This is a genomic window from Ruegeria sp. H7, assembly GCF_056532945.1.
This window is the reverse complement of sequence record NZ_JBQFNZ010000002.1, coordinates 398,981-417,243: the sequence shown is the minus strand read 5'-3', so window position 1 is coordinate 417,243 and position 18,263 is coordinate 398,981. Positions and strand designations below refer to the sequence as shown.

Below are 18,263 nucleotides of genomic sequence, written 5' to 3'. Positions count from 1 at the left end.
CGCCCGCACGAAGCGGGCGTTAAGTTATTGAGGCAGGTTTCATACAGGCAAGAAACCTATCGAGCAGTGAGACCTTTATAAGCAATTCTGTGCCTTCATCCAAGCTAAAAGTTTGAAAATAAGAAAAATCATCGGTACGGTGATCCCCAACAAAATAAGGCCAGAGCAGGATTGTTTCCAAAATGCGCCAGGATTTCCTAAGCCCTCTTCGTCCATTCGCAGCGGGAATCGCCTGCATTTTGGCGACCTCTTTCGCCCATGCAGATTCGGCCCATGGCATAGCTATGTATGGCGACCCGGCCCTACCACCGGATTTTGTGTCGCTGCCCTACGCCAATCCGGACGCACCGAAAGGTGGCAGGGTCGTTTTTGGGAACACGGGCGGCTTTAACAGCTTGAACCCGTTTGTGCAAAAAGGCACCTCACCCTGGCAGCTTAGATTTTGGACGCATGAGAGCCTGATGGGCCGGTCCTGGGACGAACCTTTCACTCTTTACGGGCTGTTAGCCGAATCAGTTGAGACTGCACCAGACCGGTCCTGGGTCGAATTTACACTGCGGGAAGAGGCTGAATTTTCAGACGGAAGCCCGGTAACTGTCGAAGATGTGATCTGGTCCTACCAGACCCTCGGGACCGAGGGGCATCTGCGGTATCGCGGTCTGTGGGGAAAAATCGACAGCATCGAACAGACCGGCCCGCGTTCTGTCCGGATCACCTTTAATGAACCGGATCGGGAACTTGCGCTGATCGCCGGTCTGCGTCCGATCCTGCAAAAGGCGCAGTGGGAAGGTCGCAGCTTTGCCGACGCGCAACTGCATGATGTGCCGATCGGCAGCGGCCCCTATGTGATCGACGACTATGAGGCAGGGCGATACGTCAACCTGAAGCGGAACCCCGATTACTGGGGCAACGACGTCCCGTTCCGCAGGGGCACGATGAACCTGGATGACATGCGGATCGAATTCTATGGCGACGCAACCGTGCTTTTCGAAGCGTTCAAAGCCGGGGAACTATCCGCCGTCCGCGAGTTCAATGCCGACAAATGGGCCACCCAGTACAACTTCCCCGCCATCCAGCGCGGCGATGTGATCAAGACAGAAATCCCGCATGGCAAGCCCTCGGGCATGACCGGGTTTGTGATGAACACGCGCAAAGCGCCCTTTGACGACTGGCGCGTGCGCGAGGCCCTGACGCTGGCGTTCAACTTCGAATTCATCAATGACACAATCACCGGTGGCGCGCAGCCCCGGATCACCTCGTATTTCTCGGGCTCGGATCTTGCGATGCAGCCCGGCCCGGCAACCGGCAAGGTCAAAGAGCTGCTGGAGCCTTTTGCCTCGGACCTGACCCCCGGCACCCTGGAAGGTTATGCGCTGCCCCAAGGGGATGGCTCGGCCCGCAACCGCGCCAATATCCGCAAAGCGACAAAACTGCTGGCCGAGGCAGGATGGACCATTCAGGGCGGCGTGTTGCAAAACCAGAACGGCGAGGCATTCCGCATGACCGTTTTGCTGCAACAGGGCGACGCCGAGATGGAAACTGCCGTCGAAATCTATGCCCGCGCGTTGGAACGTTTGGGCATTCAGGTCATGACAGAACAGGTCGACAGCGCACAGTATACCGGTCGCACGTCCGAGTTGGATTTCGACGTGACCCCGTTTCGCCGCGCCTTGTCCCTGTCACCGGGGAATGAGCAGCGCCTGTATTGGGGCAGCGAAAACTCCGATACGCCGGGCACGCGCAACCTGATGGGCGTCGCCTCACCCGCCGTGGACGGGATGATCGACGCGATGCTGGCCTCGGAGTCGCGGGAAGATTTCGTCGCCGCCACCCGTGCGCTGGATCGAGTTCTGACCGCCGGTCGCTATGTGATCCCGATCTGGAGCTTTGATGTCGGCCGCATCGCGCATGTCAGTACGCTGAAGTTCCCCGAGACGCTTCCGATCTATGGCGACGGCCCTCAGTACATGCCCGAAGTCTGGTGGTACGAAGAGTAACGGTCCGGCGTGATCCTTTTGCTGACAGCTAACTGACCCAAGGATGTCGGGTGCAGATCAATCCCCGGCTGTTCAATCCGGCGATCAATCGACCGGGTTCGGCAAAAATTGGCACATGCGGGACCAACCCCCAAATCTGGTATGTTGCGCGAAGCCCTCGGCTATATTCCGCGCAACCAACAAATCTTAGCGAAAGATCAAATTGACGCCTCAAAACGCTTTACTATGCGCAATTTACCGATATACCTTGTAGTTAGTCAGATCAGATCCACACTGCGATTTAATTGTTATTTTACGGACACCTATCGCGTGTCGCTCAGGTCCTGACACAGAACAAACGGACCAGCCGCCACTCACACTGAACTGCAGGTCCGATCGCCCGTTGCGGGATGTCCGCAGCGGGCATTTTTGTTCGGTACTGCCCCAAATCAGACTGCGACATTTTGTCATGTCCGAGGTCACGCCAACACATACGTACGCTGTCTGTGGGGGAGAGCAGTCCTAAGCAAACCAAGGGAAGCTCGCACATGTTGAACTGGACAGATCTGACGCAGGACCTGGGCGCGACCTATGCCCGTGCCAAACGACGATTTCCAAACCTGAGGGATCAGGACATGGATCGCGTGTGGAACAACCGTGAACAGTTCGAGGCCTACCTGGCCGAGCGTCATCATCTGACTGTGAACGAAGCCAGGGAAGAGGTCGAGGATTTTCTGTTCACGGAACGCCTGAACCACGAACTGTCCCACGCTCATCTAGTTAAGTGACGTCACCCACAGGATCGTTGCGTCCTCGTCACTGACAGACACCACGTTATGTCCCATGCTGCCATCGTAATAGGCGCTGTCCCCGCGGCGCATTTCAACGGGTTCGTAGAACTCGGTATACAGGCGAACAACGCCGGTCAGCACGTATAGAAACTCTTCCCCGTCATGGCGCACCCAGCCGTCGAACTCATCCATGGACCGCGCCCGCACGCGCGCGCGGTAGGGCAACATCTGCTTCTTGGTCAGTGTCTCGGCCAGCAATTCGTGCTCGTATGTCACCGTGGCATGCGCGGTTCCGTCACCCATACGCGTGACGGCCATCCGCCCGATCACCTGATCCCGCTGCGGCGGGGTGAAAAGCTGCGGCACCGAAATTTCCAACCCGGTGGCCAGTTTCTTCAACGCGTCATAGGTGGGCGACATCTGCCCGTTTTCAATTTTGCTAAGCGTTGAGCGCGCCAGCCCCGCCTGTGTTGCCGCCTGTTCCAGCGTCCAGTTGCGCGCCTTACGCAGCTCGCGCACCCGCGCGCCAAGATCAAGCGGCTCGAGTTCAGTCTCGACGCCAGACTCGCGGGCGATGCGGATTAGGGATTTGGGATCTTGGTCGCTCATGGCCTTTCTATAGAACCAGCCAGCCGTGCTTGCAACGCGACAAGCGCCGCGCTAGCCAGACAGCATGTTGTCGATCTTTGATCAGGGGCCGCCCGCCCCCTGCCCTGAACCGTTCAATCTGGCCGCACATGTTTTGCGTAAGGCGGATCAGTTGCCTTACAAAACCGCCCTGTCCGTCCTCGGCCAGAACGGAACGGATGACTGGAGCTACAGCCGACTGAAGCGCGCCATTCTGGGTACGGGCACCGGGTTGTTGCAGGCCGGGTTGAAACCCGGTGACATTGCACTGATGCGTTTGGGAAATACGGTGGATTTCCCTATCGCCTATCTTGGGGCGATTGCCGTTGGGATCGTACCGGTCCCAACATCGTCGCAACTCACCGAACCGGAAACGGCCCGCATGATCGCCGATCTGAGCCCCGCCGCCATCCTGCGCGACCCGTCCGTGGCCTGCGCCCCGCATCCGCATCAGATCGACCTGCCTGCGCTGACCGCCATGCGCGACCTGCCCCCTGCTGCGTTTGATCTGGGCGATCCCCAGCGACTGGCCTATGTGGTTTATACCTCGGGCACCTCGGGCAAGCCGCGCGCTGTGGCCCATGCGCATCGGGCGATCTGGGCGCGGCAGATGATGGTGGACGGCTGGTACGGGCTGACGCAGGACGACCGCCTGTGCCATGCCGGGGCGTTCAACTGGACCTATACGCTGGGCACCGGCCTGATGGACCCGTGGACAATTGGCGCGACCGCCCTGATCCCCGAGCCGGGCACCGACATCTCAGCACTGCCCCAGCTTCTGCGCCACAGCCGCGCGACGATTTTTGCGGCCGCTCCGGGCGTGGTTCGCAAGATGCTGCAAGCAGCCGACAAGATCGATCTGCCCGAGTTGCGACACGGCCTGTGTGCAGGCGAAAAGCTGTCGCGGTCCTTGCACGCGCAGTGGCAAACGACCACCGGGACCGAGCTGTATGAAGCCTATGGCATGTCCGAATGCTCGACCTTCATCTCATCCAGCCCTAATCATCCGGCGCGCGGTGAGGCGCTGGGGCAGCCGCAGCCGGGTCGCCGCGTGGCGATCCTTGGACCGGACGGGCCAGTCCCTCAGGGACAGGACGGCACTATCGCCATCCATCGCTCGGACCCCGGCCTGATGCTGACCTATTTGAACGCCCCGGACGAAGTCGCGGACCGGATGCAGGGCGATTGGTTCCTGACCGGCGATCAGGGGGCGATGGCCGTGGATGGGCAGATCACCTATCTGGGCCGCGACGACGACATGATGAACGCAGGCGGCTATCGCGTCTCGCCGGTCGAGGTTGAATCGGCGCTGTCCCACTATCCCGGTATCACCCAGGTCGGCGCGGCTGCGGTTGAGGTCAAACCAGACACATTTGTGATCGCCGCCTTCTACACAGGCCCCCAAAGACTGGACGACGCGGCCCTGCGCGCCTATGTCCAAGCCAATCTGGCGCGCTACAAACAACCGCGCGCCTTTGTTCACCTTCCCGAGTTGCCGACCGGCGGCAACGGCAAACTCCTGCGCCGCGCATTGCCGGCCTATTTCAAGGCGACCTCCGAATGACCCAAACCGTCAAGCTGGATATCCTGTCCGACCCGATCTGCCCCTGGTGCTATATCGGCAAGACCCATCTGGACAAGGCGCTAGCCAAGGTGCCGGATCATCCCTTTGTCATCGAATGGCATCCGTTCCAACTGAACCCCGAGATGCCGGATGCAGGCATGGATCGGCGCGAATACCTGGAGCGTAAGTTTGGCGGCAAAGAAAGCGCGGTGCGGGCCTATGCGCCTGTGGTCGAACATGCCGAAAACGCCGGTCTGACAATTGATTTCGAAGGGATGAAGCGCACCCCCAACACGCTGGACGCCCACCGCCTGATCCATTGGGCGGGGATCGAGGGCAAACAGAACGCCGTTGTCGATGCGTTGTTTGACGCCTATTTCGTTCAGGCGCGCGACATTGGCGACCCCGAGGTGCTGTCGGACATCGCCGACAGCGCGGGTATGGACGCCGCCGTGGTGCTGAAATTGTTGAAATCAGACGCCGACCGCGAGGATATCCGCAAACGCGACACCCATTCGCGCGAAATGGGCGTGAATTCGGTGCCCACCTATATTGTTGCCAATCAACACGCCGTTCCCGGCGCGCAACCCCCTGAAATGTGGGAAAAAGTGATTGCCGAGATCATGTCTCAACTTGAGGCTTCCTCTGCAGAATAGCACATAGGTCTGTGCAAATTTCCGGTCTGGCGCAACCTGATCTGCCGTGATAGCGCGAACAGGTAAGGAGTGCCCATGGCCAATCGCATGTCCCGGGGGGAGTTCATTGCGCTGATTGCAATGATGTTCTCGACCATCGCCTTTTCAATCGACTCGATGCTGCCCGCCCTGCCCGAGATCGGCGCGCAGCTCAGCCCCGATGACGTCAACCGCGCGCAGCTGATCCTGACATCCTTTGTGCTGGGCATGGGGATTGGGACGTTCTTCACCGGCCCTTTGTCGGATGCCTTTGGGCGTAAGCCGGTCATCTACGGCGGCGTTGTGCTGTATATCGTGGCTTCGGTCGTGGCCTGGGCCAGTTCCTCGCTGGAACTGGTTCTGGCGGCCCGCGTGGTTCAGGGCCTTGGCGCGGCGGGTCCGCGTGTTGTGGCGATGGCGATTATCCGAGATCTATATTCGGGGCGCATCATGGCGCGGATCATCTCGATTGCGATGATGATCTTTACGCTGGTGCCCGCAGCCGCGCCAATGATGGGCGCAGGCGTGATCGCCCTGTTCGGATGGCGCGGCATCTTTGTCTCGTTCATCCTGTTTGCCCTGATTACAGTCACATGGATGGGCACCCGCCTGCCCGAGTCTCTGCCAGTGGAAAACCGCCGCCCCTTCCGGCTGCCACTGATGGTTGCCGCCACGAAAGAGATGTTTGCCCATCCCACGGTGCGCCTGTCGATCATGGTTCAGACCTTATGCATGGGTATCCTGTTCACCATGCTGACCATGGTGCAGCCCGTCTATGACGTGGTGCATGACCGGGCGGACAGCTTTCCGTTCTGGTTTGGGTTTGTGGCCCTGATCTCGGGCTCGGCCAGTCTGCTGAACGCGGCCCTCGTGGTGCGGGTTGGGATGCGCCGCATGGTCACATGGGCGCTGGGGGGCCAGATTCTGATCACCGCCGTGGTGATTACGCTGAACGCTCTGCCAATGTCGCCCAACGCCTCATTCGCGCTGTTTGTGGTGTGGCAAACCACGATTTTCTTCATGGCGGGCGTCACGCTGGGCAACCTGAACGCCATCGCGATGGAGCCGATGGGACATATTGCAGGCATGGCCGCATCAGTCATCGGATCGGTTGCCACGGTGCTGGCCGCTGGCATCGCAGCGCCTGTGGGGCTGCTGTTCGATGGCTCGATCACGCCTTTGTCAACGGGCATCCTGACCATGTGCATCGTCGCCTTTGGTCTGATGGTTCACATGGGCCGGATCGAAAACCGCCTGCCCGCCTGACCCTGTGCAGATCCCGTGAAACGCGCTAACCTGCCTTGAACATTCCGGGGGAGGTTATTTGATGAGCTATGATTACGATTTGGGCACCTATTCCTGCCCCGTCACCACATCATCGGCCGAGGCCCAGCTTTGGTTCGACCGGGGTCTGGCTTGGACCTATGGCTATAACCACGGTGAGGCTGTGGTCTGTTTCCAGAAAGCGGTTGAGCATGACCCGGCCTGCGCCATGGCCCATTGGGGCGTCGCTTATGCCGCCGGTCCGAACTACAACCTGCCATGGGAATTGCAGGATGACCGGGGGCGGCAAAAGGCCCTTGGCATAGCCTATGACGCCGCGCAGAAGGCGCTGGCGCTGACGGACACATGTACCGATGTCGAAAAGGCGCTGATCAACGCCCTGCCTGCGCGTTACCCGCAACGGGATCCGGTCGAGGATATGCATCGATGGGATTTCGACTTTGCCGACGCCATGCGCGCAGCCTTCGCTGCCCAGCCCGGACATCTGGACCTGCGCACCATCTATGTCGAATCCCTGCTGAACCTGACCCCTTGGAAAATGTGGGACCTGAGCACCGGCAAACCCGCCGAAGGGGCCGCCACACTTGAAGCGCAAGAGGCACTGGAATGGGCGATGGACAATGACCCCGCCGCCATGTCTCATCCCGGCCTGCTGCATCTGTATGTTCATCTGATGGAAATGTCGCCGACCCCGGAAAAAGCGCTGAAAGCAGGCGACGTGCTGCGTACTTTGGTCCCCGATGCCGGGCATCTTGTGCATATGCCGACCCATATCGATGTGCTTTGCGGGCACTATCAGAATGTGGTGCACTGGAACGAAAAGGCCTCGGTCGCCGATCTGAAGTATTACGAACGTGAAGGCGCGTTCAACATCTATACCGGCTATCGCCAGCACAACTATCACTTCACCATCTATGGCGCGCTGTTTCTGGGCCAGATGGAGCCCGCACTGCGCGCCAATCAGGGGCTTTGGGACACCACGCCCGAAGAAATGCTGCGCGTTGAAAGCCCGCCCATGGCGGATTTCTTCGAAAGCTATATGTCGATGGGCCCTCATATCCTGATCCGCTTTGGCCGCTGGGAAGAGGCCAAGGCACTGGAGTTGCCCGAAGACCCCGACCTGTTCCGCACGCTGACGGCAACCACCTATTACGCCCGCGCCATCGCCCATGCCGCAACCGGCGATGTGGCGCAGGCCGAAGCCGAGGAACAGCTGTTCCTCAGCGCCAAAGCCTGCGTGCCCGAGGCGCGGCGGCTGCACAACAACCGCGTTATCGATCTGCTGGAGGTCGCAACCGAGATGCTGCGCGGCGAGATTGAATACCGCAAAGGCAATTTCGAGATCGCCTTTGCGCACCTGCGCCGCTCGGTCGAGTTGGACGACACCTTGCCCTATGATGAGCCGTGGGGCTGGATGCAACCCACGCGCCACGCACTTGGGGCCCTGCTGTTCGAACAAGGCCATGTGGCCGAGGCCGAAGCGGTCTATCGCAAGGATCTGGGATTGGGCGGAAACCTCAGCCGCGCCTCGATCCATCCGGACAATGTCTGGAGCCTGAAGGGCCTTCATGATTGCCTGAAAGCGCGCAGCGAGACGGTTGAAATCAAACAGATCAAACAACGGCTTGACCTTGCGCTGGCACGAGCCGACGGTGCAGTCGGCGCATCCTGTTTCTGCGCCCAAGCCGCGATGAGAGCTGCCGAATGAAATCACTGAAACTTGCGCTGGCCGCGCTGATCTGTGGGCCGGTCTGGGCGGATCGCCAAAGTTTCACCCCCGCCGATCAGGCGGGCAGTGACCCGTCTCTGGTGGCGTTTCGCGACAACCTGCTGGCCAAAGTCGCCGCTCGCGATACCGAGGCCGTGATCGCCGCCGCCTGCCCCGATATCTATATCAGTCACGGCACCGAAAGCGGCCCCGAAGCGTTTCGGCAAAGCCTGACCGTACCGCCCGAAACGCTGGCCGAGGATACACGCCACCAGGCCGACGCGCTGCGCGAAGCCTATTGGACTGCGTTGGAAGACACTTTGTCCCAGCCCGGCTATTTCGATGATCAGGGCGAATTCTGGATGCCGCATCAATGGCAGATCTCTCTGCCCGCCGCGCTGGATCCGTTTCTGGCCTATTTCGTGACCGGAGACCGGGTCACCCTGCGCCGGTCCGCAGCGCGCAGTGGCGGTATTTTGGACTTCATCAGCCACGAGGTCGTTCTGGTGCCCGAATATCAGGACGGCGCCGAATACCAACTGGTCCGCCTGACTGATGGCACACTCGGCTATATGCACAGCGATTTCCTGTGGTCCATGGTGGGCTACCGCGCCGCACTGGTGAAATCCGACGCGGGCGACTGGCAGCTTTGTACCTTTGTGACCGGGGATTAGGCTTTCGCCTTTTTCTTCTCGGCCACAACCTTTTCCGCCAGATCGCGGGCAATGGCAAAAGCGCCCTTGATCTTGTCGCTGTCCTTCTTCCAGTCGCGGCGCACGACGATCTTGTTGTCCTTGACCTTGGCAAGGCCGCGCTGGTTCTGGATGAACTCCACCAGCCCCTGAGGCGAGGCAAACTTGTCATTGTGGAACTGGATCGTAGCACCCTTCGGCCCGCCATCCAGCTTGGCAATCCCCGCCCGTTTGCACATCGCCTTGATGCGCACCACCAGCATCAGGGTGTTCACCTCTTTCGGCAAAGCACCGAAGCGGTCGATCAGTTCCGCGGCAAAGCCTTCCAACTCGACCTTGGTCGAGAGCGACGACAGACGTCGATAGAGGCCAAGACGCACGTCCAGATCGGGCACGTACTCCTCGGGGATCAGAACCGGGACGCCCAGATTGATCTGCGGGGCCCACTGGTCGTCGGCATCCGACAGCCCCTCCATCTCACCGGCCTTGATCTTGGCAATCGCCTCTTCCAACATCGATTGGTAGAGTTCATAGCCCACGTCGCGCATCTGACCGGATTGTTCCTCGCCCAGCAGGTTGCCCGCGCCGCGAATGTCGAGGTCTTGGCTGGCCAGCGTGAACCCTGCCCCCAGCGTGTCCAGCGAGCCCAAAACCCGCAGCCGTTTTTCGGCCGTCGCGGTCAGTTTCTGGCGCGGCTTGGTGGTCAGGTAAGCATAGGCGCGGGTTTTTGAGCGCCCGACCCGCCCCCGGATCTGATAGAGCTGCGCCAGACCGAACATATCCGCCCGGTGCACAACCATCGTGTTTGCAGTCGGGATATCCAGCCCGCTTTCGACAATCGTTGTCGCCAGCAACACGTCGTATTTGCCGTCATAAAACGCGTTCATCCGGTCGTCGAGCTCACCTGCCGCCATCTGGCCATGCGCGACGACATAAGTCAGTTCGGGCAGTTGGTCTTTGAGGAACTCTTCGATCTCGGGCAGGTCCGAGATGCGGGGAACGACGTAAAAACTCTGCCCGCCGCGATAGTGCTCGCGCAGCAGCGCCTCGCGGATAGTGACTGCGTCGAATTCGCTGACATAGGTGCGGATGGCAAGGCGGTCGATGGGCGGGGTGCCGATGATCGACAGATCGCGCACGCCGGTCAGGCTCAATTGCAACGTCCGGGGGATCGGAGTGGCGGTCAGCGTCAACACGTGAATGTCCGAGCGCAGTTGCTTCAGGCGTTCCTTGTGGCCGACACCGAAATGCTGTTCCTCGTCGATGATCAGCAGGCCGAGGTTCTGGAACCGCACCCCTTTGGCCAGCAACGCGTGGGTGCCGATCACGATATCCACCGTGCCGCGCGCCAACCCGTCGCGGGTCTGTTGCGCTTCTTTGGCCGAGACAAAGCGGCTGAGCTGACGCACTTCCAGCGGGAAGCCCCGGAACCGTTCCTTGAAGCTGGCGGCGTGCTGACGGGCCAGCAAGGTGGTCGGCGCAACCACCGCCACCTGCACGCCCGACATGGCGGCGACAAAGGCCGCGCGCATGGCGACCTCGGTCTTGCCGAACCCCACGTCGCCGCAGATCAGACGATCCATCGGCGCGCCGGAATGCATGTCCTCCATCACCTCGGAAATCGCGCGCAGCTGGTCGTCGGTTTCCTGATAGGGGAATCGCGCGCTGAACTCCTCCCACGCGTGGGGGGGCGGGTCCATCACCGGAGCCTTGCGCAGGGCGCGTTCAGCCGCGATGCGGATCAGCTTGTCCGCCATCTCGCGGATACGCTCTTTCAGCTTGGCCTTCTTGGCCTGCCACGCGCCGCCACCCAGACGGTCCAGCAGCCCTTCGTCATGGCCGTATTTCGACAGCAGTTCGATGTTTTCAACCGGCAGGTACAGCTTGGACTGTTCGGCATATTCCAGCAGCAGGCATTCGTGGGCAGCCCCAGCGGCGGTGACCACCTCCATGCCCATGTACCGGCCAATGCCGTGATCGACATGAACCACCAGATCACCGGGGGACAGCGATTGGGTCTCGGTCAGGAAATTCTCGGCCTTGCGGCGTTTCTTGGGCTGGCGGATCAGGCGGTCGCCCAGCACGTCCTGCTCGGCAATCACCGTCAGATCCGGGGTCTCGAACCCGTGTTCCAGCGCCCAGACCGCCAGATGCAGCCCACGCTTGCCGACACGGGTGCCGTCGGTGACCGGGATGGCTTCGGCCAGCCCCTCATCCTCGATCAACCCGGTCAGACGTTCGCGCGCGCCCTCGGAATACGAGGCGATCAGGACCGGGCCATTGGACAGCTTGTCGGTGATGTGACCCGCCAGCGCGCCGAACAGGCTGATGCTTTCCTGCTGCCGCTCGGGTGCAAAGTTGCGCCCGATCCGCCCGCCCGCATCGATCACTCCGGGACCGCTGGCCTGCGGCAGCGGGCTGAACTGCATCACCCGCCGGTCACCCACGGCCTGTTCCCACGCCGCGTCATCCATATACAGCAATCCGGGCGGCGTAGGCTTGTAGACCGCATCCATGCGCGAGCGGTTTTCCAACGCCAGACGACGGGTTTCGTACTGATCCGCAATCGTATCCCAACGTGCCAGCCGTGCCGGTGTCACCTGATCATCAACCGTGATTGTCGCATCCGGCAGATAATCGAACAGCGTTTCAAGCTTTTCGTGGAAAAATGGCAGCCAGTGTTCGACGCCTTGGTGTTTTCGGCCTGCGCTGACAGCCTCATACAGCGGATCATCAGTTCCGGCAGCGCCGAATTCGATGCGATAGTTCTGGCGAAACCTCGTGATTGCAGCCTCGTCCAGAATGACCTCGGAAACCGGGGCGAGTTCAACCACCTCCAGCTTCTCGGTCGTGCGCTGGGACACTGGATCAAACCGGCGCGCGCCGTCCAGCACATCACCGAACAGATCCAGCCGGACAGGCCCGGATTCACCCGGCGGGAAAATGTCGATGATGCCACCCCGGATCGCATAGTCGCCCGGTTCCATCACCGTGGGGCTTTGGGTGAACCCCATGCGCACCAGAAACTTGCGCAGCGCGTCCTCATCCACGCGATGGTTCACACGGGCGGTGAATGCAGCCTCGCGCAGGACGTCACGCGCCGGCACCCGCTGGGTCGCGGCGTTTAGCGTGGTCAGCAGCACGAACCGCTCGGGCATCTGATGCACCAAAGCCGCCAAAGTTGCCACTCGCGCTGCGGCGATATCGGCATTGGGCGACACCCGGTCATAAGGAAGGCAATCCCAGCCGGGGAACACAAAGACCGGCATGTCCGGGGCAAAGAAGGCCAATGCGGCGCGCATCGCCTCCATCCTTTTGTCATCCCGCGCGACGTGACAGACCGGCCCACCCGAACGCGCGATCTCGTTCAGGACAAGCTGCGCGTCAAACCCTTCCGGGGCGCCGCCGACTGTCACGTGGTTCGGAGCCTTCATCGCCTTGCCTTTCAGATTTCGCTATCCCAGAACGCCAATCGAGAGGTTCTGATACATGCCCCAGAGGGAAGTGACCAGTATCGAGATCATGCCGATGATCTGGGTATAAAGCCGACACCGAGACAAGGCTTTTGCCACCCTTTCCAGCGTCAGTTCATGTTGCCGCAAGCGACGGGCGTGAACAATGTTCAGAACCGTGACGATGGTCATAGGGAACATCAACAGGAACAGGGCCTGTGCAAACTCGACCCCGTAATAAAACCCAAGCGTTGCCATGCCGGTAAACACAAAACAGGCCAGCGCTAGAAGGACTGCGCCCGACACTTCCACCAGATACAGCAAACGGTTGGAATTGATCCGCACGATGTCTAGCAGATCAAGCTCGACCTGCCCGCCGATCCGGCGCGCCCGCACGACCAGGTCGTAAGGCACCCCCATCACCCAATGGCTGGCCGAGGACCACATCACCGCCAGAACGATCCAGAACCACAGATTCGAAAAGCTGCGCATGTCGATGAGTTCGAAGATCGAGGTGTACCAGTCCAAACCCAGCCCTTTATTCAAAATCCTCAGGGGGTTCTATCGCAGCGACGCGTCCATTGGTACCCTTGAGCCTTAGGCGAATTCATGCCACCCAATGCGGCAATGTTCAAGGAGCACGCGCCATGAAACCGACCATCGCCCCCTACCCCATGACCCGCTTTCGCCGGGCCCGGCAGTCCGAGGCAATTCGGGGCTTGGTGCGTGAGAATACGCTGACTACGGACGATCTGATCTGGCCGGTTTTCGTGCGCGAGGGCGAAGGTGTGGAAGAACCGGTGCCTTCGATGCCCGGCGTCATTCGCCGCTCGGTCGATCTGATAGCCAAGGCAGCGGTTGAGGCTCAGGCCCTTGGAATCCCGGCGATTTGCATCTTTCCCTACACCGATCCGGCACTGAAAACGGAAGACTGTGCCGAAGCCTGGAACCCCGACAACCTGTCGAACCGTGCAATCCGCGCGATCAAGGCGGCCGCGCCAGAGATCGCGATCATGACCGACGTGGCGCTGGACCCCTACAATATCAACGGCCATGACGGATACGTGGTCGATGGCGAGATCGTGAATGACCGGACCGTTGAAGCCTTGGTCAAGATGACCCTTGCTCAGGCCGAGGCCGGCGCGGACATCATTGGCCCGTCGGACATGATGGATGGCCGCATCGGGGCGATGCGTTCGGCGCTGGAAGGCGCAGGGCACCATAACGTGATGATCCTCAGCTACGCCGCCAAATACGCCAGCGCCTTTTATGGTCCGTTCCGCGATGCGGTTGGAGCCTCGGGTGCGCTGACGGGTGACAAGAAAACCTACCAGATGGACCCCGCGAACTCGAACGAAGCCCTGCGCCTGATAGAACGCGACCTGACCGAGGGCGCGGATATGGTGATGATCAAACCCGGTATGCCCTATCTGGATATCTGCCGCCGGGTGAAAGACACATTCGGCGCGCCGACCTATGCCTATCAGGTCTCGGGTGAATACGCGATGATCCAGGCGGCGGCGCAGAACGGCTGGATCGATGGCGACAAGGTCATGGTGGAAAGCCTGCTGGCCTTCAAACGCGCCGGGTGCGACGGTATCCTGACCTATTTCGCCCCCAAGGTTGCAGAGATGCTGCAGGGCTAAAACCCCGGATTGTCGCGATATTTCGCCTATTGATACGCAGGCGCGCAAAGCTTTCCCGTGACATATACGGGCAATCGGCGTATTCTTGCACATAAGATCGGGATCACCCGACATATCAGGCACATTTACAAGAGACAGGACATATGAGCAGTTCCCAATCCCCCCGACTGAGCCGTCGCGGCTTTGCTTTTGGCATGGCTGGGCTGACCTTGACCGCAGCCTGCGGCAACGGCGTTGGCAATTCGAACGCAGCCACGATTGATGCACGCGTCGCCGCAACGCTGACCGAGATGTACAGCCGCTATCCAAACACGGTTGAAATTGCCAACAAAGCCAATGGCTTGCTGGTGATGCCCCTGATCACGGAAGCCGGGTTTGTTTTTGGTGGCGGCTACGGGCGCGGCGCGTTGCAGATCAACGGTGCGACGGTCGATTATTACTCGGCCGTCAAAGGCAGCGCGGGCCTTCAGATCGGCGCACAGCAATACGCACACGTCTTGTTCTTCATGACCGAGGACGCGCTGAACGATTTCCGCCGCTCCAGCGGTTGGACCGCCGGGGCTGACATTGGCTACGTGGTCAGCGATCAAGGCGATTCATTGTCGACCGACACAACCACGCTGCGCACACCGGTTCTGGCCGCTGTCTTCGGACAAGCGGGCCTGCAGATCGGTGCAACGGTTGAAGGCACCAAATACACCCGGATCATTCCGTAAGTTTCGAACACCACACCCCTCTGGCAAGCCCCGTCGCATTCCGGTGCGGCGGGGCACTTATTTTCGGTACATCAGGGCAGGTTCCTGCCGCGTTCCTCTTTCGGTTGCTGGCCCCATCCATTAGTCTTTGCGCAAACGATAATCGAACGGGATTGAGGGGCATTTATGGGTCTTGTTTTTCGCTGGCTGGTGCGTATCGCCTCGGGTCTGATCCTGTTGGTGCTTGCCGCAATCGGGCTGGTCTATTTTCTGGCCAGCCAGTCCCTGCCCGAATACGATCAAACCCTTGAGGTTAAAGGCTTAACCGCCCCGGTTGAAATCATTCGCGACACCGCAAACGTCCCGCATATCATTGGCGAAACCGACCCGGATGTGTTCTACGGTCTGGGCTATGCCCATGCACAGGATCGCCTGTGGCAGATGACCGTCATGCGCCGCACTGCGCAGGGTCGTCTGTCCGAGGTTTTTGGCGCTCGGACGGTGCCCATCGATAAGCTGTTGCGCCGGCTCGACCTCTATGGTCTGGCCCATCGGTCGGTTGACGCGCAGGACGATTACACAAAAGCCGCGCTGCGGGCTTATGCCGCTGGCGTCAACGCCCGCCTGACACAGATCAACGAAGAGGCTTTGGGCCGTGGCGCGCCCGAAATGTTTCTGTTCAACGCCCCCGTGTCGCCCTGGCAACCGGGTGACAGCCTTGCGGTGATCAAGCTGATGGGGCTGCAATTGTCGGGCCATTTGCAGGATGAGGTTCTGCGCGCGCGCACGTCCCTGATGCTGAACGACCCCGCGCGCCTTTCTGACATTCTGCCAGACGTCCCCGGCCCCGGCATCGCCGCCCTGCCGGAATATGCCGCGCTGTTCCCCGGCCTGCCCCGCTATGCAGCCGGAACAGACATGCCGGACACGCCCCTGTCGCCGTTCCCCAAACGCGGGCTTGCGGGCGCGTCGAACGCGTGGGCCGCAGCACCCACCCGATCTGCCAGTGGTGGAACGCTATTGGCCAATGACCCGCATCTGGGCTTCACTGCGCCCGGTGTGTGGTATCTGGCGCATCTCGGGCTGGCCAATGGCGGCGTGATCGGCGCGACAATACCCGGCATTCCTGCCGTCATGAGCGGACGCAGCGACCGGTTGGGCTGGGGCCTGACATCCTCGTATCTGGACGACCAGGACCTGCATATCGAGCAGTTGAACCCCGACAATCCCGAAGAATACCTGACCCCAGACGGCTACAAGGAATTCCGCACCCGCCCCTCGATCATCGAGATCAAGGATGAAGCCCCCATTACCCTGACCCTGCGCTGGACCGAGAATGGTCCGGTTCTGCCCGGCAGCCATTACGATCTGGAAACGATCACGCCACCCGGTCATGTGGTTTCCCTGTCCTGGACCGCGCTCAGCCCGAACGACACGTCGATGAGCGCGTCGATGGGTTTGATGAACGTGAACACCGTGCGGGAAGCTCTTGAGGTTGGAGAGAAATTTATCGCTCCGTCGCAAAACCTTTCACTGGTCGATGGGGACACGATCGGCATGAAACTGATCGGCGCCATGCCGCAACGCAACCTGCGAAACCAGAGCAAGGGCCGTATCCCGACTCCCGGCTGGATTGACGCCAACCGCTGGCAGGGCCGCCTGCCTTATGCCAACAACCCCGAATTCGTGGCCCCCATAGGCGGCCTGCTAGGCAACACCAACAACAAGATCATCGACCGCCCCTTTCCCAACCATGTCTCGTACGAATGGGGCGACACCCAGCGCGTTCATCGCTGGGAACGTCTGATGCAATCGCGCGAGGTCCACACCCGCGACAGCTTTATCGAGGCGCAACTGGACACTGTCAGCTTCACCGCGCGGTCACTGCTGCCGCTGATCGGGGCTGATCTGTGGTTTACCGGCGCGTCTGCCCCCGAAGGCACGCCCGAACGCCAGCGCGAGATCGCCTTGTCTCTGCTGGCCGAATGGAACGGCGAGATGAACGAGCATCTGCCCGAACCCCTGATCTACGCCGCCTGGCTGCGCGCGTTGCAGATCCGCCTGATCGCGGATGAACTTGGCCCGCTGGCCAGCGAGTTCAAGCATGTGGAACCCTTGTTCATCGAACGGGTTTATCGCGACATCGATGGTGCCTCGGTCTGGTGCGACGTCCGCCAAAGCGCCCCGGTGGAAACCTGCACCGACATGGCCCGGCTGGCGCTGGATGACGCGCTGATCTGGATCTCCGAGAATTACGGCTCGGCCCTGGAATCGCTGCGTTGGGGCGATGCGCATCAGGCGACGCATGATCATCCGGTTCTGGGACAGGTTCCGGTCCTGCGCTATTTCGTGAACATCCGGCAATCGACCAGCGGCGGTGACAACACGCTGCTGCGCGGGCGCACCTCGGGCGAAGGGCCGGATCCGTTCCAGAATGTCCACGGCGCGGGCTATCGCGGCGTCTATGATTTCGCTGACCCCGACAGTTCCGTGTTTATCACGGCCACCGGTCAGTCAGGGCATTTCCTGTCGCGCTACTATGACGATCAGGCGCAACTGTGGCGGCGCGGAGAATACATCCCCATGTCACTCGACATCGATCTGGCGCGGGCCGCCGCCGTTGGTGTGACCACTCTGATTCCGCGATAATCCGCCGGGTCGGCGAGTCCCCGCCCTATGCTGCAGGGCACCGTGGCACCCCTGCCCGGTTTCGCCTACCATCCCCCTACCGACTATGTGGGACCAAGGGGGCGATCATGGCCAGTATTCGGGATGTCCTGAACAACCTCGCGCGCGACTACGCCATTGCCTGGAGCTCCGGTGATGCCGATGCTGTCGCCAGCTATTTTGCGCCGGACTGTCAGATGACCATCAACGGCGGCACGCCGCTGGAAGGCCGCGAGGCTATAGCCGCGATGGCGCGCGATCTGTACGCGGAACTCCCCGATCTGGACCTGCGCTGCGATATGCTGCGATGGGCCGGAACCCACGCCCTGTTCGTTTGGACGCTGGAGGGCAACCACGCGCAAACCGGCAACCCGGTCGTGACCCGCGGGTGGGAGGAATGGGATTTAGACGCCAACCACAAGGTGCGATCCTCATCCTGGTGGTTTGACCTGGCCGAGTATCAAAGGCAGGTCGGTCGCGACTGAGC

At 60.8% G+C, this 18,263-nt stretch carries 15 protein-coding genes; 11 read left to right on the top strand and 4 right to left on the bottom strand.

The genetic code is table 11. The features are described 5' to 3' along the window. Positions 1-19: 19 nt before the first annotated feature. Positions 20-238, bottom strand: coding sequence for a hypothetical protein (locus ACR0AC_RS07105; protein WP_480626285.1), 219 nt, complete (start codon positions 236-238; stop codon positions 20-22). On the opposite strand from ACR0AC_RS07105, the gene ACR0AC_RS07100 reads away from it, so the two are divergent. Together ACR0AC_RS07100 and ACR0AC_RS07095 are read left to right on the top strand one after the other, a co-directional pair. Beyond that, positions 183-1,997, top strand: a complete 1,815-nt coding sequence (locus ACR0AC_RS07100; RefSeq protein WP_480872569.1) for an extracellular solute-binding protein — start codon at positions 183-185, stop codon at positions 1,995-1,997. The genes ACR0AC_RS07105 and ACR0AC_RS07100 overlap by 56 nt on opposite strands. Positions 1,998-2,524: 527 nt before the next feature. Further along, positions 2,525-2,764 (top strand): SPASM domain-containing protein, encoded by a 240-nt coding sequence (locus ACR0AC_RS07095; protein WP_170450287.1) that lies wholly within the window; start codon positions 2,525-2,527, stop codon positions 2,762-2,764. On the opposite strand, the gene ACR0AC_RS07090 is transcribed toward ACR0AC_RS07095, so the two are convergent. Beyond that, a complete protein-coding gene (locus tag ACR0AC_RS07090; RefSeq protein ID WP_170450285.1) occupies positions 2,753-3,376 on the bottom strand; it encodes an XRE family transcriptional regulator in 624 nt (207 codons plus the stop codon). The two genes, ACR0AC_RS07095 and ACR0AC_RS07090, sit on opposite strands and share 12 nt — an antisense overlap. 64 nt (positions 3,377-3,440) lie before the next feature. Between ACR0AC_RS07090 and ACR0AC_RS07085 the strand changes: the two genes are divergently transcribed. The 5 genes from ACR0AC_RS07085 to ACR0AC_RS07065 all read left to right on the top strand — a co-directional run bounded on the left by ACR0AC_RS07085 (position 3,441) and on the right by ACR0AC_RS07065 (position 9,298). Next, entirely contained in the window at positions 3,441-4,958 is a 1,518-nt protein-coding gene (locus tag ACR0AC_RS07085) for a class I adenylate-forming enzyme family protein (RefSeq protein ID WP_480872567.1), read from the top strand. After that, entirely contained in the window at positions 4,955-5,614 is a 660-nt protein-coding gene (locus tag ACR0AC_RS07080) for a DsbA family oxidoreductase (protein WP_480872565.1), read from the top strand. Before ACR0AC_RS07085 ends, ACR0AC_RS07080 begins: the two co-directional genes overlap by 4 nt. A gap of 75 nt (positions 5,615-5,689) precedes the next feature. After that, entirely contained in the window at positions 5,690-6,898 is a 1,209-nt protein-coding gene (locus tag ACR0AC_RS07075; RefSeq protein ID WP_170450279.1) for a multidrug effflux MFS transporter, read from the top strand. Between the two features lie 61 nt (positions 6,899-6,959). Further along, a complete protein-coding gene (locus ACR0AC_RS07070; protein WP_480872563.1) occupies positions 6,960-8,624 on the top strand; it encodes a hypothetical protein in 1,665 nt (554 codons plus the stop codon). Next, positions 8,621-9,298, top strand: coding sequence for an SH3 domain-containing protein (locus tag ACR0AC_RS07065; RefSeq protein WP_480872561.1), 678 nt, complete (start codon positions 8,621-8,623; stop codon positions 9,296-9,298). The genes ACR0AC_RS07070 and ACR0AC_RS07065 overlap by 4 nt, the downstream gene beginning before the upstream one ends. Here ACR0AC_RS07065 and mfd read toward each other — a convergent pair. Beyond that, positions 9,295-12,750 (bottom strand): transcription-repair coupling factor, encoded by a 3,456-nt coding sequence (mfd, locus tag ACR0AC_RS07060; protein ID WP_480872559.1) that lies wholly within the window; start codon positions 12,748-12,750, stop codon positions 9,295-9,297. The genes ACR0AC_RS07065 and mfd overlap by 4 nt on opposite strands. 21 nt (positions 12,751-12,771) lie before the next feature. Further along, complete coding sequence (locus ACR0AC_RS07055; RefSeq protein ID WP_170734883.1) at positions 12,772-13,296, bottom strand: component of SufBCD complex; 525 nt, start codon at positions 13,294-13,296, stop codon at positions 12,772-12,774. 119 nt (positions 13,297-13,415) lie between these two features. Between ACR0AC_RS07055 and hemB the strand changes: the two genes are divergently transcribed. The 4 genes from hemB to ACR0AC_RS07035 all read left to right on the top strand — a co-directional run bounded on the left by hemB (position 13,416) and on the right by ACR0AC_RS07035 (position 18,261). Further along, positions 13,416-14,414: a porphobilinogen synthase gene (gene hemB, locus ACR0AC_RS07050; protein ID WP_480872557.1), complete on the top strand. Its 999-nt coding sequence runs from the start codon at positions 13,416-13,418 to the stop codon at positions 14,412-14,414. Positions 14,415-14,557: 143 nt separating this feature from the next. Further along, positions 14,558-15,130, top strand: a complete 573-nt coding sequence (locus ACR0AC_RS07045; RefSeq protein WP_170450268.1) for a YSC84-related protein — start codon at positions 14,558-14,560, stop codon at positions 15,128-15,130. Between the two features lie 165 nt (positions 15,131-15,295). Beyond that, complete coding sequence (locus tag ACR0AC_RS07040; protein WP_480626069.1) at positions 15,296-17,758, top strand: penicillin acylase family protein; 2,463 nt, start codon at positions 15,296-15,298, stop codon at positions 17,756-17,758. A 107-nt stretch (positions 17,759-17,865) separates the two neighbouring features. Next, entirely contained in the window at positions 17,866-18,261 is a 396-nt protein-coding gene (locus ACR0AC_RS07035) for a nuclear transport factor 2 family protein (RefSeq protein WP_480872555.1), read from the top strand. The last annotated feature ends 2 nt before the right edge of the window (positions 18,262-18,263 follow it).

Bases quoted from the DNA above. Each gene is read 5' to 3' on its own strand.
- ACR0AC_RS07100 (WP_480872569.1), top strand. From the start codon at position 183: ATGCGCCAGGATTTCCTAAGCCCTCTTCGTCCATTCGCAGCGGGAATC.
- ACR0AC_RS07105 (WP_480626285.1), bottom strand. From the start codon at position 238: ATGCAGGCGATTCCCGCTGCGAATGGACGAAGAGGGCTTAGGAAATCC.
- ACR0AC_RS07095 (WP_170450287.1), top strand. From the start codon at position 2,525: ATGTTGAACTGGACAGATCTGACGCAGGACCTGGGCGCGACCTATGCC.
- ACR0AC_RS07090 (WP_170450285.1), bottom strand. From the start codon at position 3,376: ATGAGCGACCAAGATCCCAAATCCCTAATCCGCATCGCCCGCGAGTCT.
- ACR0AC_RS07085 (WP_480872567.1), top strand. From the start codon at position 3,441: ATGTTGTCGATCTTTGATCAGGGGCCGCCCGCCCCCTGCCCTGAACCG.
- ACR0AC_RS07080 (WP_480872565.1), top strand. From the start codon at position 4,955: ATGACCCAAACCGTCAAGCTGGATATCCTGTCCGACCCGATCTGCCCC.
- ACR0AC_RS07075 (WP_170450279.1), top strand. From the start codon at position 5,690: ATGGCCAATCGCATGTCCCGGGGGGAGTTCATTGCGCTGATTGCAATG.
- ACR0AC_RS07070 (WP_480872563.1), top strand. From the start codon at position 6,960: ATGAGCTATGATTACGATTTGGGCACCTATTCCTGCCCCGTCACCACA.
- ACR0AC_RS07065 (WP_480872561.1), top strand. From the start codon at position 8,621: ATGAAATCACTGAAACTTGCGCTGGCCGCGCTGATCTGTGGGCCGGTC.
- mfd (WP_480872559.1), bottom strand. From the start codon at position 12,750: ATGAAGGCTCCGAACCACGTGACAGTCGGCGGCGCCCCGGAAGGGTTT.
- hemB (WP_480872557.1), top strand. From the start codon at position 13,416: ATGAAACCGACCATCGCCCCCTACCCCATGACCCGCTTTCGCCGGGCC.
- ACR0AC_RS07045 (WP_170450268.1), top strand. From the start codon at position 14,558: ATGAGCAGTTCCCAATCCCCCCGACTGAGCCGTCGCGGCTTTGCTTTT.
- ACR0AC_RS07040 (WP_480626069.1), top strand. From the start codon at position 15,296: ATGGGTCTTGTTTTTCGCTGGCTGGTGCGTATCGCCTCGGGTCTGATC.
- ACR0AC_RS07035 (WP_480872555.1), top strand. From the start codon at position 17,866: ATGGCCAGTATTCGGGATGTCCTGAACAACCTCGCGCGCGACTACGCC.